The organism is Photobacterium obscurum, from assembly GCF_026191635.1.
Taxonomy (GTDB): domain Bacteria; phylum Pseudomonadota; class Gammaproteobacteria; order Enterobacterales; family Vibrionaceae; genus Photobacterium; species Photobacterium obscurum.
On the sequence record NZ_JAKRRW010000003.1, the window covers coordinates 85,069 to 100,260 of the forward strand.

Genomic DNA, 15,192 nt, shown 5'->3' on the forward strand with positions numbered 1-15,192 from the left:
ATACCAAAGCTCGGGATATCAGCAAAGTCACACAACCGTTTGATCTTAGGAATTTTCGGTTGATAGACATAAAAAGGCTGATGGTTTATCTGCTCGTTATGAGCCGGTTCAGTGCAGTGATGGTGGTTAATGATAGCCATGAATGAAGAAAACAGCACTTTTTTCGCTTGAATGAAAAAAAAACACGCAAACGGTTGCGTCGGGTGTTACGTCACAAAAAAAATTCCCTTATACTACGCTCCATCGTGAGTTACTCGCTTCGGTTTTATCAGATCTATTTGGTGAAAAAGGTGGCATTGACGTAATTAGCCCAGTGATAGAACTGGGTGTTAGGCCAATATCACCTTCATTCAACTGCTAATCGAGAGACGTACGCACATGGAAATTTTGCGTGGTTCACCCGCACTGTCTGAGTTTCGCGTTAACAAGCTACTAGAGCGTTGCCGCGAGTTAGATCTGCCTGTGTCAGGCATTTACGCTGAGTTTATGCATTTCGCTGATGTATCGGCTCCCCTAAATGCTGATGAGCAAAGCAAGCTGGCAAGCCTGCTAACCTACGGTCCGACGATTGCTGAGCATGAGCCGACAGGCACCCTGCTACTGGTTACCCCTCGTCCGGGAACTATCTCTCCATGGTCATCAAAATCGACTGATATCGCCCACAACTGTGGGTTGGCTCAGGTTAAGCGCCTTGAGCGAGGTACGGCATACTATGTTGAGACGATAGCAGAGCTAAGCGCTGATCAGCTCGCTGCACTAAAAAGCCTCATCCACGACCGTATGATGGAAGTGGTCTTTACTGAGCTGGAAGCCGCCAGCGCGCTGTTTGCCCAGGCTGAGCCGGCACCGGTTCAGAGTGTTGATATTCTGGCTGGTGGCCGCAAGGCACTTGAAGAAGCCAACGTTAATCTTGGTTTGGCGCTGGCTGAAGATGAAATTGACTATCTGGTTGATAACTTCACTAAGCTGGGGCGCAACCCGAATGATATAGAGCTGATGATGTTCGCCCAGGCAAACTCCGAGCATTGTCGCCATAAAATCTTTAACGCGGACTGGACGATTGACGGTGTCGATCAGAAGAAGTCGCTGTTCAAGATGATCAAGAATACCTACGAGAAGAACCACGACTACGTCCTTTCTGCCTATAAAGATAACGCCGCGGTGATGGAAGGTTCAAAAGTTGGCCGTTTCTTCCCGAACCCAGATTCCCGTCAGTACAACTACCACCAGGAAGATGCCCATATCCTGATGAAGGTAGAAACCCACAACCACCCGACGGCAATCTCGCCATGGCCGGGAGCCTCAACAGGCTCGGGCGGTGAAATTCGCGATGAAGGGGCAACCGGTATTGGCGGTAAGCCAAAGGCTGGCCTGGTCGGCTTCACGGTTTCAAACCTGCGTGTACCGGGCTTCGAGCAGCCATGGGAAACGGACTTCGGCAAGCCGGACCGTATCGTCAACGCGCTAGATATTATGCTGGAAGGCCCATTGGGCGGTGCGGCATTCAATAATGAATTTGGTCGTCCGAACCTGCTTGGCTACTTCCGTACCTACGAAGAAAAAGTCAGTTCACACAACGGCGAAGAGATCCGTGGTTACCACAAGCCAATTATGATCGCCGGTGGTATGGGTAACATCCGCGGTGAGCATGTCCAGAAGAAAGAGATCCCGGTCGGCGCCAAGCTAATTGTATTGGGTGGCCCGGCGATGAATATCGGCCTCGGAGGGGGGGCGGCGTCGTCAATGGCGTCCGGCCAGTCGGCTGAAGACTTGGATTTTGCCTCGGTACAGCGTGAAAACCCAGAAATGGAGCGCCGTTGCCAGGAAGTGATCGACCGCTGTTGGCAGATGGGCGAGAACAACCCGATTGCCTTTATCCACGATGTCGGTGCGGGCGGTATTTCCAATGCACTGCCTGAGCTGGTCGATGATGGCGAGCGTGGCGGTAAATTCCAGCTACGCGATGTACCAAACGATGAGCCGGGTATGAGCCCGCTAGAAATCTGGTGTAATGAGTCGCAGGAGCGCTATGTGATGGCGGTCGCGCCGGAAAATATGCCGGCCTTCGATGCAATCTGTAAGCGTGAGCGTGCACCGTATGCGGTGGTGGGCGAAGCCACGGAAGAGCGCCATCTGACGCTGGAAGACAGCCATTTCGACAATACGCCAATTGATATGCCAATGGATATCCTGCTTGGCAAGCCGCCGAAGATGCACCGTGATGTGACCACGCAGAAAGCGGAAGGGCAGGCGCTTGACCGCTGCGGCATCGAGCTGGAAGAGGCGACACACCGTGTCCTTCGTCTGCCGGCGGTTGCCGAGAAAACCTTCCTGATCACCATTGGCGACCGCACCGTAACCGGTTTGGTGGCTCGCGATCAGATGGTGGGGCCTTGGCAGGTGCCGGTGGCCAACTGCGCCGTCACCGCGGCAAGCTATGATACTTATCATGGTGAGGCAATGTCGATGGGTGAACGTACGCCGGTTGCCCTGCTTGATTTTGGCGCCTCGGCACGCCTGGCTGTCGGTGAAGCTATTACCAATATTGCCAGCGCCGATATTGGAGACATGAAACGCATTAACCTGTCGGCAAACTGGATGTCGCCGGCCGGTCACCCAGGTGAAGACGCCGGTCTGTACGAAGCCGTTAAGGCGGTGGGTGAAGAGTTGTGTCCTGCCCTTGGCCTGACGATCCCGGTGGGGAAAGACTCGATGTCGATGAAGACCAAGTGGGAGCAAGATGGCGAGCAGAAAGAAGTGACTTCGCCACTGTCGCTGATCATTACTGCTTTCGGTCGCGTCGAGGATGTCCGCAAAACCGTGACGCCTCAGCTACGTACCGACCAGGGTGACTCAAGCCTGGTACTGATTGACCTGGGCTGTGGTAAGAACCGCCTGGGTGCGACAGCGCTGGCGCAAGTTTATAAGCAGCTGGGTGACAAGCCGGCTGATGTCGACAGCCCTGAGCTGCTGAAAGGTTTCTTTAACGCGGTGCAAAAGCTGGTACGTGACAAGCAAGTGCTGGCTTACCATGACCGTGGTGATGGCGGCCTGTATGTGACACTGGCTGAGATGGCGTTTGCTGGTCATACGGGGATTGAAGTTGATATCAATACCACCGCAAATGACGAGTGTGATGATGTACTGGCAACACTGTTCAACGAAGAGTTGGGGGCGGTGTTGCAGGTGCGTACCGAAGACTTGGATGACGTGCAATCGGTCCTTGCGGCGAACGGTTTAGAATCATGCAGCCATATTATTGGTACTGTGGTTGATGAGGACGTGGTACGTATCTGGAATGGTAACGACCGTGTCTTGGAGCAAAACCGTACCGAGCTGCGTGCTATCTGGGCGGAGACGACTTATCAGATGCAGGCGATGCGTGATAACCCGGCAGGCGCCCTGCAGGAGTTTGAAGCCAAGAAAGACAACCAGGATCCAGGCCTTAACACTCAGTTAAGTTTTGACATCAACGAAGATGTGGCGGCGCCATTCATCTCGACCGGCGCTAAGCCGCAAATGGCTATCTTACGTGAGCAGGGTGTGAACTCCCACGTTGAAATGGCGGCAGCGTTCGATCGCGCTGGCTTTGATGCAAAAGATGTCCACATGAGTGATATTCTGTCTGGCAATGTGAAGCTAGACGGTTTCAACGGCCTGGTTGCCTGCGGTGGTTTCTCGTACGGCGACGTACTTGGTGCGGGTGAAGGCTGGGCGAAGTCAGTGTTGTTCAACAACATGGCCCGCGATCAGTTCGAAGCATTCTTTAAACGTAACGACACTTTTGCATTGGGTGTGTGTAACGGCTGTCAGATGATGTCGAACTTGCGTGACTTGATCCCGGGCGCAGAGCTGTGGCCTCGCTTTGTGCGTAACGAATCGGAGCGCTTCGAGGCCCGCTTTAGCTTGGTTGAGGTTCAGCAGAGCGACTCGCTATTCTTCAACGGCATGGCAGGTTCTCGGATGCCAATTGCGGTTTCCCACGGTGAAGGTCGTGTCGAGGTACGTAATGGCGAGCATCTCAATGCGATTGAGCAGTCGGGTACGGTTGCGCTGCGTTACCTAGATAACTACGGTAATGTGACCCAGAACTATCCGGCCAACCCGAACGGTTCGCCAAACGGCATTACCGGTCTGACAACGCAAGACGGCCGCGTAACGATCATGATGCCTCACCCTGAGCGTGTGTTCCGCACCGTGGCAAACTCTTGGCATCCGGATGACTGGAATGAGAACAGTCCGTGGATGCGTATGTTCCGCAATGCCCGCGTGAATATTGGGTAATTGACGCAAAAACAGGCATCGGGCAGCTTTTTTGCCCGATGTCTTTTTGTTTATATGTGACTGCTTTTTTATTCACCATTTCAATATGCACCTCCGACCTCTCTGCTAGGCATAGTCTGTATAATCGCGCCCCTTTCGTTAGAAGCACATTTGTATGACTATTCATTGCTAATCATATTAACGCGTTGAATCTGAAATTCTTTCGCTTGATTAGTGTCTGCTTTTGCTTCTCTTCTTTGCTACATAGTGCCACAGCCGAATCTTGATGGATGTTGACGGTGACAGGGTTTACCCGTTGCTGACTTTGTTTATTTCAAAAGTGCGGATGTGGTGGCTGTATTGATTTATTGGTGTCTAGTGTTTGGTAATTCATTTCAATCTACAAACCGACCTCATCGCCTTTCTTTGAAAGGTAGTTTAGTGATTCTGGCGTTGAGTGCGTCTGCTACAGGCTGTTTTGACCACTCATCTTCCAAGGCGGATACCGCGCCTTATCAAGCCGGAGAGCGGCCGCATGTTATGTTTGCGCCGCGCAGTCAGCAAATGGATTTGGTGAATGACTTACGCTTTGGCTCTCGTTTTGTTCGCGGTATCGATTACCAGACCGCGGATGACGGAGTCGTAAGCATCAATGGCCGTCGCGGCCTAACAATAGCGGATAGCGATGGCTTCTCGACCAGTGCGCAGTTTGACGTGACGTTTAGCCAGCCGCTGGATCCTGGTAGTGTGTCATTTTCAGGCCCAACCCAGAATATTTTCCTGTTACCGCTGAAACCTAACGGCAATGACTACTTCTCTCTGGAGCGCTATCCGGGCAACGGCAGCAAGCTGATCGATGAGACTAAACTGGCGCAGCTGCAGTTCCGTGCCAATGTCGTGACGTTGGACGGTGAGGCCAGTGTGTTGCGAATCAGTCCGCTGGTACCACTGGCACCTAAGACCAAGTACTTGGTGATCCTGACTAATACCCTGCGTGATACGGAGGGGCGGTCAATAGTTGCAGCCGATGATTATTACCATCTGAGTCATCCCGCGGAGCTAGCAGCAGATACCGCGTTGAAGGGCGTAGTTTCCCGTTGGCATGATATGGCTGGCGACGCCCTGGTGGCGATTGCGGGCGGTTTTGCTGCCAACGGCAAGCAAAGTTATCTGTCGAGCGACAGGAAAAAAGCGGGTGAACAAATCGCCCATGCCTTTACCTTGACGACGACATCCGGAACCGAGCAACTTGAGGCACTTGCCAGTCCCAAGGCTGCGTTGATCAACCAAGGGATGACTGCGCAGGAAGCTGATGCCATTTTGACGTCGGTTTCGAGCGGGCATGAAATGCCTCATTCGCGCAAAGTCGGCATTATTCGCCGCGATTTGACGATTGGCGATATGCTGGATCCGTTTCTGCAACAGCTGGGGGGGATTTTTACTGCACTGGACAGTGAGTCTCTGGCATTGCAGTTTGGCATGACAGTAGAACAAGTTGACCAGCTCAAGCAGCAATATGGTGACTTTACCTTGAGTGGCTCGCTACTGGATACCTTGCTTTATAATGGCTTCGGTTTTGATTACCCGAGCGTTAAGTTTGTTCAGGGCCATATTACCCTACCGTACTTCCTGGCGGCGCCAGAGCTCGATCAACAAGGCCACATTGATCAAGCCTCACTGGCTCAATTTTCCAATGATGAGTGGAAATTTAATGCACAGGAACTTGCAGCGACAAGCAATAATTCGAAAGCGGCGTTTCCGTATCCTGAGCAGCAGGCTGAATATAAAGTACCATTCTTGGTGACTTTGCCGGAAGCACAGCACAAACCCGAGCAGGGTTGGCCGGTGGTGATTTTTCAACACGGTATCTTAGGTGATCGTAGTAACAGTTTCCCAGCGGGGATGGCCCTGGCGTCTCTGTGTGATAAGGAACGTCCAGAAAATGACTGCTTTGCGACGATTGCGATGGACTTGCCGCTGCATGGTATTTCGCCGCAGTTGCTGGTTGGCAGCGCTGCTCTTCCATCTCCGTTTATCGGTTTTGGTATGGACTCGCTTCGTGCGGAAACGAATGCCAAGCTACAGGCTCTGGATCCATCCTTAGAATCTTATCAACAGCAAAAAAATGAACTGGACACCCGACTTCATGAAATGGACGGTATCGTCGAGCGTCATTTTGGGGCGACCCGTACCCCGGCAGGCCACCTAGCGACAATGCGTTGGCAGAGTAATGATCTCTTCGGTAGTTCGGGCTCTACCTTTATGAACTTCAGTAATGTGCTGAGTCAGCGTGATCGTATGCATCAAGCTATTTCAGATCTGCTTAACCTGAATGCAAGTTTGGCGGATATCGATCTTGATGGTGACGGTGAAGGTGATTTTGACACTAGCCGGGTGTACTTTGTCGGCCACTCGCTGGGTGGTGTACTGGGTATGCCGTTTGTTGCGGTGAACAATGATCCGCAAGTGCAGCAGCATAATGTGAACCTGCCAAAAATCCAGGCGGCAGCACTGTTGACCACAGGTGGCGGAGTGCCGAAATTGCTTGAGCACTCTCCAGGTTTCCGACCAGAAATTCTGGGGGCACTTCAGCACCTGAGTACTAAGCAATCACTGAATTTGGGCTCCAAGGCATTCGAACACTACTTCTATACTCTGCAGAGTGTGATTGACGGTGTAGATCCAGTGAACTTTGCGGCCAAGTTGAAAGCGGGCGATACCGGTATTTATATGGCAGAGGTTGTTGGTGGCGCACCGGTTATTGACGGAAATGGTTACCAGCAATACACCGCGGAAGGTGAACCGTTGTTCACGTTGCCGGATCAGACAATCCCCAATAGTGCCGATGGCAAGCCTGTTGAGCCTCAAGAGGGGAGTATTGCCGCTCCGTTGGCTGGCACCGAGCCGATGATTAAACTGATGGGGCTGCAGTCGCTTAAACCAGGGGCTGAGTCGGTCAATCAAAGCTTTTCGGCTAGTGCTGAAACCGGCGAACCGCTGAAGGTGGTTGCTCGTTTTAACCGTGGTAACCATGTATCGCCGGTGATGGCGCTGGAGAATATTCAGCGTCTCTTGGCGGATAACCAGGAACTCGTGGCAATATTGAAATCATCAGGTATTTCGCTGAAGCACTACCCGCTGGTTCACCTTGCGGCGGATTCGCTTAAGCGCTCGGGCGGGCTATTCCTTGAGATGACCGGCCATGTTAGTGATTTCTTTACTCACAACGGTATGAAAGTTGCGGTGAACGATGCTGGCCTCTTAAGTCGAATTGACCCGCATGACGGGGATATCCCACAACCACTGATAACCTTGGCCAAGCGAGCGCCGGTCACTTGCCTGTTGGGTGAGGAATGTATCATTGATAACGACGACGGTGCATTTGAACGAGTTGGTAAAAGCTGGACTGCTGTAAGTGATCGGGCTGGTGATACCCATGGAGAGACCTACGCCTATGCATCTGATTATGATGATCATGCCGCATGGTGGTTCCGTGTCGATAAGCCAGGCACGTATCGGGTGTTGATGCGTACGCCGTCTGATTTTGCTCAGGGGTGGACAACACACTATGCGACAACTGGCGCCCGATATAACGTGTTCTCGTCTGCCGGTGAATCTGGCGATAAGCTATTTAACCTGGTCAAAGGGGTAAACTATGAGGCACCGTTTGACTATCCGCTGGCACCAAACGGTGAATATGTCGAGCTGGGTGAGTTTGTCTTTGACGACTTGAATCGTGACTACAAAGTGACGTTGCACAACCGCAGTGCAGAATACAGCATGACAGGGCCGCTGATTGCCGATGCTATCAAGATTGAATATGTCTCGGCCAATACCAATATGTCGGCGGCAGGTGAGCTGCAACGACTTGTTGAGAAAGCGGAAGATATTGTGAGTTCAGTGTTGGTGGGCGAGCTACCTGGTCAGTATTCGCAGCAGGCTGTGGATGCGCTGAAAGTTGCGCTGAATGAGTTCAAATTGACTGCTGCTAATGGTGCGATGTCGGTGACAGAGATGCAGACCTTGAAGCAACAGCTTGAAGCGGATTTGGCCTCCTTTAAGGATGGCATGGTGCCAGATTTAACATGTGTCGCTCCAAGCTGCGTTAGCATTGACCCAGCAGGTACGGTAATGGATCATCGATCTGTTAACTTTTCTGAGGCTATTGCTGGAGTACTGAAAACTTCGGATTATGGACAGGCTGGGGAGGACTATATGTTCTACACTGATTCATCCGCGGTTGCAGAATGGCATTTTGAAGTGGCGCAAACAGGCCTGTATCAGGTGACATTCAATTCTCCTGGTGGTTTTGGCTATTGGCATGGTTATGGCTCTGATAAAACACAGTATCAATTGCTGCAAGGTGAGCAGGTTTTTGCAACGATAACTGCTGATTTATATAATAATAGTTATGCTTTTTCTCCACTGTCTACGTCGCAGTTAGAAGCGGGGAAGCAATATACCGTTAGAATTACAGGTGCCTATTCTGGTTATGGTATTGCTGCTGATACCATTAAAGTGACTTATCAGTCAGAGTAATAGCAGAAAAGTAACTCAAACGGTCAAGCAAACCGCCCTCCGGGCGGTTTTTTTTGTTCTCGGGAAAGAGGCGCTTACAAATTAAACACAACTGTTGGCAAAATTTGTAACAGCTAACTATTTTCACTAAATATTCTCGCCTTTGTGGATAAAGTGTGGTTAAGCTGAGGGTATGATGTTTGAAAATGGAGGGGCTGGATGATTTTCTTCGACCTTGATAATACCTTGCTTGATCATGACGGTGCTGAGCAAGATGCTATCCGGAGCTTTGTTGCACGACATCAAAATGACATCATCCCCTATGCTGACAAGCCAGAAGATATTTGGCGCGAGATCACGGACAAGCACCGGGCGCGTTGGCGTGCCGGCGAACTGAATTTTGAAGAGCAGCGCCGGGCTCGGATCAGCGAGCTGTTCCAGCGACCGCTGACAGTGGCAGAGGCTGACCGTTTGTTTGCGGAGTTTTATGCCATTTATCGTCGGCACTGGCGGCTGTTTCCTGATGTGAAACCGGCTCTCGAGCAATTGCGTAATGTGTCACCGCTGGCGGTGATCACCAATGGATTTAGCTGTCAGCAGGAAGCCAAGTTAGTCAGTACGGGGATCCGAGACTACTTTAGTATGGTGATGACCTCCGAGCAGGCTGGTTTTGCCAAGCCCGATAAGCGTATTTTCCTCGCGGCACTGCAATCGGCGAAAGTCAGTCCTGATGAGTGCTGGTTTATTGGTAATCACCCCCAAAATGATGCACATGCCGCGCAACATGTTGGCATGAAAGCGGTTTGGCTTAACCGCTTTGGACGGACACAAAAAGTCAATACGCGAGTTGTCCGTTCGCTGAGCGGTTTTGTGGATCTGGTGAAGACACATCATTAGCACCAGTAATACAGGCTGAACTTTTTAGACAAGGAATGTCAAAAAACAGTAATCAAAATGGCTTGAGATACATTGATTTGTTATCAGCTATTTCAGTTGAGTCTAAATCTAATCACACATAAACTATGTGGTTTATTTTTGAACAAGCGGCTCCTCTGGCACTATTACTTTCATGGAAGAGAGAAGAGAATGGGATACCTCAAACGTAACGGAATGGTAACGGCCGCCCAAGGCTTGGCAGCGCTTGTTATTATATGTTTGCTCAGGTACTTCGATACCTTTGCGGTTATTTTCAGCTTTAAACAGGTCGGTATAGTGCCAAGTATTATAGCCATGCTGGTCTTATTATCCGGCTTGTCTGCCATTGCGGGCTTGATGCGTGGTGATAAGTGGGGGTTTATCCCTTTGTACTTTTTTATCCCGGCCGCCACGATGTTTTTCGGGTTCAGCCTGATCCCTTACATACCGTCCTTGATCGAACCCGAGTACCGGCGTTTGGTGATTATCGCGATTAACAGTAGTGTATTGATTTACGCTGTATTTCTGTTACTCAAAATGATGGATTCTAATGTCATATTACGTACTGAAAAGTATTGATAGCGGTAACTACACATTGAGCTTACCGCCTTAGATCTGTGATAATGCAGCTAATATTAATCAGGCCGTTGGTGTCGCCAAGGCGCGCCAGAGACCTCTGCTCAGCAAAGGACGATGAAACATGAAAAAAATTGAAGCCATTATCAAGCCATTCAAACTTGATGATGTTCGTGAAGCTCTAGCAGAAGTAGGCATCACGGGAATGACCGTGTCTGAAGTGAAAGGTTTCGGTCGTCAAAAAGGACACACCGAGCTATACCGTGGCGCAGAATACATGGTGGACTTCCTGCCGAAAGTGAAGTTGGAAATTGTAGTAGCAGACGAAGTGGCCGAGCAATGCATCGACACCATCATTGAAACCGCTCAAACCGGTAAGATTGGTGACGGTAAAATCTTCATGTTCGACGTTGAGCGCGTAGTGCGTATCAGGACTGGCGAGGAAGACGAAGACGCTATCTAAAAATCCTTTTGCTTTGCTGTTTCATCCTCTCGCTGCATCAGAAGTGCTCATTTATGCTTATAAACTCCGCGCTTCTTCTTTGCTATAGAATGAAACAGCTTTGCCAAAGAGATTTTAATCAGTAGCGTAACGCTCAATAACAGCATCGGGAGTGCTCATTTATGCGTATAAACTCCGCGCTCCCTCTTTGTTCTTGAGCGACAGATTTCGCAATAAAAAAGGCTTGCCGAACGGCAAGCCTTTTTTATTGTGTCTAGGTTCTAGGGTTAGCTCGTGACTGCCTGGCCGCTGTAGCGTCCCGGTTTGTGGTTCATGGCTAGTACCAGGTTCAGTATAACGGCACCAAGTACTGACAGAAACAGTACCGCCGGGCTCACCAGGAAGAAAGAGGCGACCAGAATACAGGTATCAATTCCCATTTGCAGCTTGCCGGCCGACAGGCCAAATTTTTCCTGAAGGAACAGGACTAATACGTTGAAGCCGCCAAGACTGGTCTGGTGGCGGAATAAAATTAGCATCCCCAGTCCCATTAGCAGGCCGCCGATGACGGCACAGTAGAGAGGTTCAAGGCGACTAATTTCAAGTACGTAGTGAAGGTTGTCGGTAATGACGGAAACCAAGCCACCAGAAATAACACTGGTTACCGCAAAGGTTTTGCCCATTCGGAACCAGGCCATAAGGTAAAACGGCGTATTGAGCAGAAAATATAACTGACCAAAGGAAAGATCGACAAACTGGCTTAACAATAGGGCTAATCCAGTTGTCCCGCCAGTTAATAGGTCAGCTTGCTGGAGAAAGAAAACACCTTGAGAAACGATGAACGTACCGGTGAGAATAGCAATAATATTTTCTTTCAGTGAATGATGATAACCGCTCAAGATAGCACTCCTTATGTATGAGGCGTGCATGATAATTGGGAATACCTTCAAAAATGAAATCATGTAGATAAAGAGTGAAAAGCCAAGTGTAATCCTATGTTTACGGAGTTGTAAATCAACATTTTTAAATTTAACTTGTAATCTGAGAGTTGACTTAAATTAGGTTGCTGGCCATTGTTCCACCAAGATGAAAACAATTCATGCCGTCATTGAAAATAAACATGCAGAAATGGTAATAAAAAGTTATTTGAGGACTATCTGATTTAGATCAATTTCTGTAAAATACACCGTTAGATACTGGTCTGACGAAAACGTTTGCGTCCTTGTGGCGTCTAGCGTTATGCTTTTTTCGTTTTTGCCCAAAATATGTGTTTACCACCAATTCACACAAGGATCTGAATATGTCAGGTTCTTATGTGAATTAGTATGAGAACAATCTGAGTCAGGAGATACAGATGCTAAAGCGCGACATGAATATTGCCGATTATGACGCAGAACTTTTTGCAGCCATTCAGGAAGAAACTGCGCGTCAGGAAGAGCACATCGAGTTGATTGCTTCTGAAAACTACACCAGCCCGCGTGTAATGGAAGCACAAGGTTCTCAGCTAACGAATAAATATGCTGAAGGTTACCCAGGTAAGCGTTATTACGGCGGTTGTGAGTATGTAGACAAAGCTGAGCAGCTGGCGATTGACCGTGCTTGCCAGCTTTTTGGTGCTGAGTACGCGAACGTTCAGCCACACTCTGGCTCACAAGCGAACAATGCTGTTTATATGGCGCTACTGAATGCCGGTGATACGGTACTGGGTATGAGCCTGGCACATGGCGGCCACTTGACGCACGGCTCACCGGTAAACTTCTCTGGTAAGCTGTATAACATCATTCCATACGGTATCGACGAGAACGGTCAGATCGATTATGAAGAGATGGAAGCATTGGCTCTTGAGCACAAGCCAAAGATGATCATTGGTGGTTTCTCTGCTTACTCTCAAGTTGTTGACTGGAAGCGCATGCGTGAAATCGCAGACAAAGTAGGCGCGTACTTCTTTGTCGATATGGCGCACGTTGCTGGTCTGATTGCAGCAGGTGTTTACCCGAACCCGGTTCCGCATGCCCATGTTGTAACGACTACGACGCATAAGACACTGGCTGGTCCTCGTGGTGGTCTGATCCTGTCTAGCGAAGGTGAAGATCTTTACAAGAAACTGAATTCAGCAGTCTTCCCAGGCGGCCAGGGTGGCCCGCTAATGCACGTTATCGCGGCTAAGGCTGTAGCATTCAAAGAGGCAATGGAGCCAGAGTTCAAGGAGTATCAGGCTCGCGTGGTTGAAAATGCCAAGGCGATGGTCGGTGAGTTCCTAGAGCGCGGTTACAACATTGTTTCTGGCAGCACAGAAAACCACCTGTTCCTGGTTGACCTGATCAACAAGAACATCACTGGTAAAGAAGCGGATGCCGCACTCGGCGCTGCAAACATCACTGTGAACAAAAACAGTGTCCCGAACGACCCGCGCAGCCCGTTTGTAACTTCTGGTATCCGTATCGGTACGCCGGCAATTACTCGCCGTGGTTTCACTGTGGAAGATACCAAGCAGCTAGCCGGTTGGATCTGTGACATTCTTGATGATATCGAGAACCCGGCAGTGATCGAAGCGACTAAGGCGAAGGTACTAGAGATCTGTAAGCGTCTACCGGTTTACGCATCATAATTGCGCCTCATCTCTTTGCTGTTGAATGAAATAGCATTGAGTTGAAAGACTATATGATTAAGCGGTGAGTACAGTACGCTGCTAGGATCTGAGAAAACGGCACCTTTTTGGTGCCGTTTTGTTTTTGAAGGGCAGAATTAAGAAGAAAAACTATTCTTAAACTCTCTATAAAGGATTGAAATGGGTTACACTGAGTCGACGAAAATTAGGAGGCGAGATGCATTGTCCTTTTTGTGGTGCAAATGACACCAAAGTAATCGATTCCCGTCTGGTTGCAGATGGCCATCAAGTCCGTCGTCGTCGTCAGTGTTTGGCTTGTAATGAGCGTTATACGACGTTTGAAACTGCTGAATTAGTCATGCCTAGGGTCATTAAAACCAATGGCAACCGTGATCCGTTCAACGAAGATAAGCTTCGTGGCGGTATTCAGCGCGCGCTTGAGAAGCGCCCGGTGAGTGCGGATGATATTGAACGTGCGATTAACACCATTAAGTCCCGTCTCCGCGCAACGGGTGAACGCGAAGTGCCATCGGAAATGATTGGTAACTTAGTGATGGAAGCGCTGAAAGAGTTGGATAAGGTTGCCTATATCCGTTTTGCTTCTGTCTATCGCAGTTTTGAAGATATTCGTGAATTTGGCGAAGAGATCGCCAAATTAGAAAAATAAGTGAGTCAGTTTGTTTTTTCTGACTGACTCTGTGAAGTGAATACAAAGCCAGATGTTCTCATCCATTGATCATGCCATGATGCTGCGTGCCATTGAGCTGGCAAAACGTGGCCGTTTTACTACTGCTCCGAATCCTAATGTTGGCTGTGTCATCGCTCACGGCGACGATATTGTGGGTGAAGGTTATCATTACCAGGCTGGCCAACCGCATGCTGAAGTGTTTGCATTGCGCGCTGCCGGTACTCAGGCACAAGGTGCAACGGCCTATGTGACGCTTGAACCCTGTTCCCACCATGGGCGTACGCCTCCGTGTGCAGAAGCCTTGGTTAAGGCAAACGTTGCGCGGGTTGTGTGTGCAATGGTTGATCCCAACCCGAAAGTCGCGGGACGTGGGATTGAGATATTGCAAAGTGCGGGGATTGAGGTGCAAACCGGTCTGCTAGAAGCCGATGCTCAGGCACTGAATCCCGGCTTTATTAAACGAATGAAGACTGGCCTGCCATATGTTCAGCTAAAATTAGCCTCTAGCCTCGACGGCCGGACGGCTTTGTCAAATGGCGAGAGCAAGTGGATCACCGGGCCTGCGGCCCGTGCAGATGTTCAGCGTTTCCGTGCAAAGTCAGGTGCTATTCTTTCGACGAGTGCCACGGTGCTGGCAGATGACCCGTCGCTGAATATCCGTTGGAATGAGCTCGGTGAATCGGTACAGAGCGAGTATCCGCAGCAGTCACTGCGTCAGCCGGTCCGGGTCGTCATTGATAGCAAGAACCGAGTTACGCCTTCTCATCAGTTAATCAACCTGCCGGGCAACACTATTCTGGCTCGAACTGAGCGTGGGATGGAAGCGTGGCCGGATAACGTGACGCAATTGCTATTACCCGCGAGTGATGAAAGTGATGAGAAGCAAGTTGATTTGAGTGCTTTGATGGCGTCGCTCTCACAGCAGGATATTAACCACCTTTGGGTCGAGGCCGGTGCCGGGTTGGCGGGGGCCTTACTGTCAGCCGGACTCGTAGACGAGCTGATTATCTACCAAGCTCCTAAACTGATGGGGAGCGATAGCCGCGGGTTGATTGATCTACAGGGGCTGACGGCCATGTCACAAGTGCCTGAACTGGATATTACCGATGTCCGTATGGTAGGGCCGGATATCCGAATTACCGCCCAAATCAAACAAGTTTAACGAGCAAAGGAATTTGAATT

At 49.9% G+C, this 15,192-nt stretch carries 9 protein-coding genes; 8 read left to right on the forward strand and 1 reads right to left on the reverse strand.

Annotated features, from left to right (window positions below; all coding sequences use genetic code 11):
• The first annotated feature begins 378 nt into the window (after positions 1-378).
• The 5 genes from purL (at position 379) to glnB (ending at position 10,735) form a co-directional block, all read left to right on the forward strand.
• Positions 379-4,284: a phosphoribosylformylglycinamidine synthase gene (gene purL / locus MD588_RS04540; RefSeq protein ID WP_265695716.1), complete on the forward strand. Its 3,906-nt coding sequence runs from the start codon at positions 379-381 to the stop codon at positions 4,282-4,284.
• 420 nt (positions 4,285-4,704) lie between these two features.
• Entirely contained in the window at positions 4,705-8,802 is a 4,098-nt protein-coding gene (locus MD588_RS04545) for a hypothetical protein (protein ID WP_265695717.1), read from the forward strand.
• Between the two features lie 198 nt (positions 8,803-9,000).
• Complete coding sequence (locus tag MD588_RS04550) at positions 9,001-9,678, forward strand: HAD family hydrolase (protein WP_265695718.1); 678 nt, start codon at positions 9,001-9,003, stop codon at positions 9,676-9,678.
• Between the two features lie 189 nt (positions 9,679-9,867).
• On the forward strand, positions 9,868-10,275 hold the full coding sequence (locus MD588_RS04555) for a hypothetical protein (RefSeq protein ID WP_265695719.1): 408 nt from the start codon (positions 9,868-9,870) through the stop codon (positions 10,273-10,275).
• 121 nt (positions 10,276-10,396) lie between these two features.
• Complete coding sequence (glnB, locus tag MD588_RS04560; protein WP_265695720.1) at positions 10,397-10,735, forward strand: nitrogen regulatory protein P-II; 339 nt, start codon at positions 10,397-10,399, stop codon at positions 10,733-10,735.
• A 266-nt stretch (positions 10,736-11,001) separates the two neighbouring features.
• On the opposite strand, the gene MD588_RS04565 is transcribed toward glnB, so the two are convergent.
• Entirely contained in the window at positions 11,002-11,613 is a 612-nt protein-coding gene (locus MD588_RS04565) for a YitT family protein (protein ID WP_265695721.1), read from the reverse strand.
• A 455-nt stretch (positions 11,614-12,068) separates the two neighbouring features.
• On the opposite strand from MD588_RS04565, the gene glyA reads away from it, so the two are divergent.
• From glyA to ribD, 3 genes are all read left to right on the forward strand, one after another.
• Positions 12,069-13,322 (forward strand): serine hydroxymethyltransferase, encoded by a 1,254-nt coding sequence (glyA, locus tag MD588_RS04570; RefSeq protein ID WP_265695722.1) that lies wholly within the window; start codon positions 12,069-12,071, stop codon positions 13,320-13,322.
• Positions 13,323-13,539: 217 nt separating this feature from the next.
• A complete protein-coding gene (gene nrdR, locus MD588_RS04575; protein ID WP_075763701.1) occupies positions 13,540-13,989 on the forward strand; it encodes a transcriptional regulator NrdR in 450 nt (149 codons plus the stop codon).
• Positions 13,990-14,041: 52 nt separating this feature from the next.
• Positions 14,042-15,172: a bifunctional diaminohydroxyphosphoribosylaminopyrimidine deaminase/5-amino-6-(5-phosphoribosylamino)uracil reductase RibD gene (gene ribD, locus MD588_RS04580; protein ID WP_265695723.1), complete on the forward strand. Its 1,131-nt coding sequence runs from the start codon at positions 14,042-14,044 to the stop codon at positions 15,170-15,172.
• The last annotated feature ends 20 nt before the right edge of the window (positions 15,173-15,192 follow it).

Coding starts and splice junctions, on each gene's coding strand:
- purL (WP_265695716.1), top strand. CDS start 379: ATGGAAATTTTGCGTGGTTCACCCGCACTGTCTGAGTTTCGCGTTAAC.
- ribD (WP_265695723.1), top strand. CDS start 14,042: ATGTTCTCATCCATTGATCATGCCATGATGCTGCGTGCCATTGAGCTG.
- MD588_RS04555 (WP_265695719.1), top strand. CDS start 9,868: ATGGGATACCTCAAACGTAACGGAATGGTAACGGCCGCCCAAGGCTTG.
- glyA (WP_265695722.1), top strand. CDS start 12,069: ATGCTAAAGCGCGACATGAATATTGCCGATTATGACGCAGAACTTTTT.
- nrdR (WP_075763701.1), top strand. CDS start 13,540: ATGCATTGTCCTTTTTGTGGTGCAAATGACACCAAAGTAATCGATTCC.
- MD588_RS04550 (WP_265695718.1), top strand. CDS start 9,001: ATGATTTTCTTCGACCTTGATAATACCTTGCTTGATCATGACGGTGCT.
- glnB (WP_265695720.1), top strand. CDS start 10,397: ATGAAAAAAATTGAAGCCATTATCAAGCCATTCAAACTTGATGATGTT.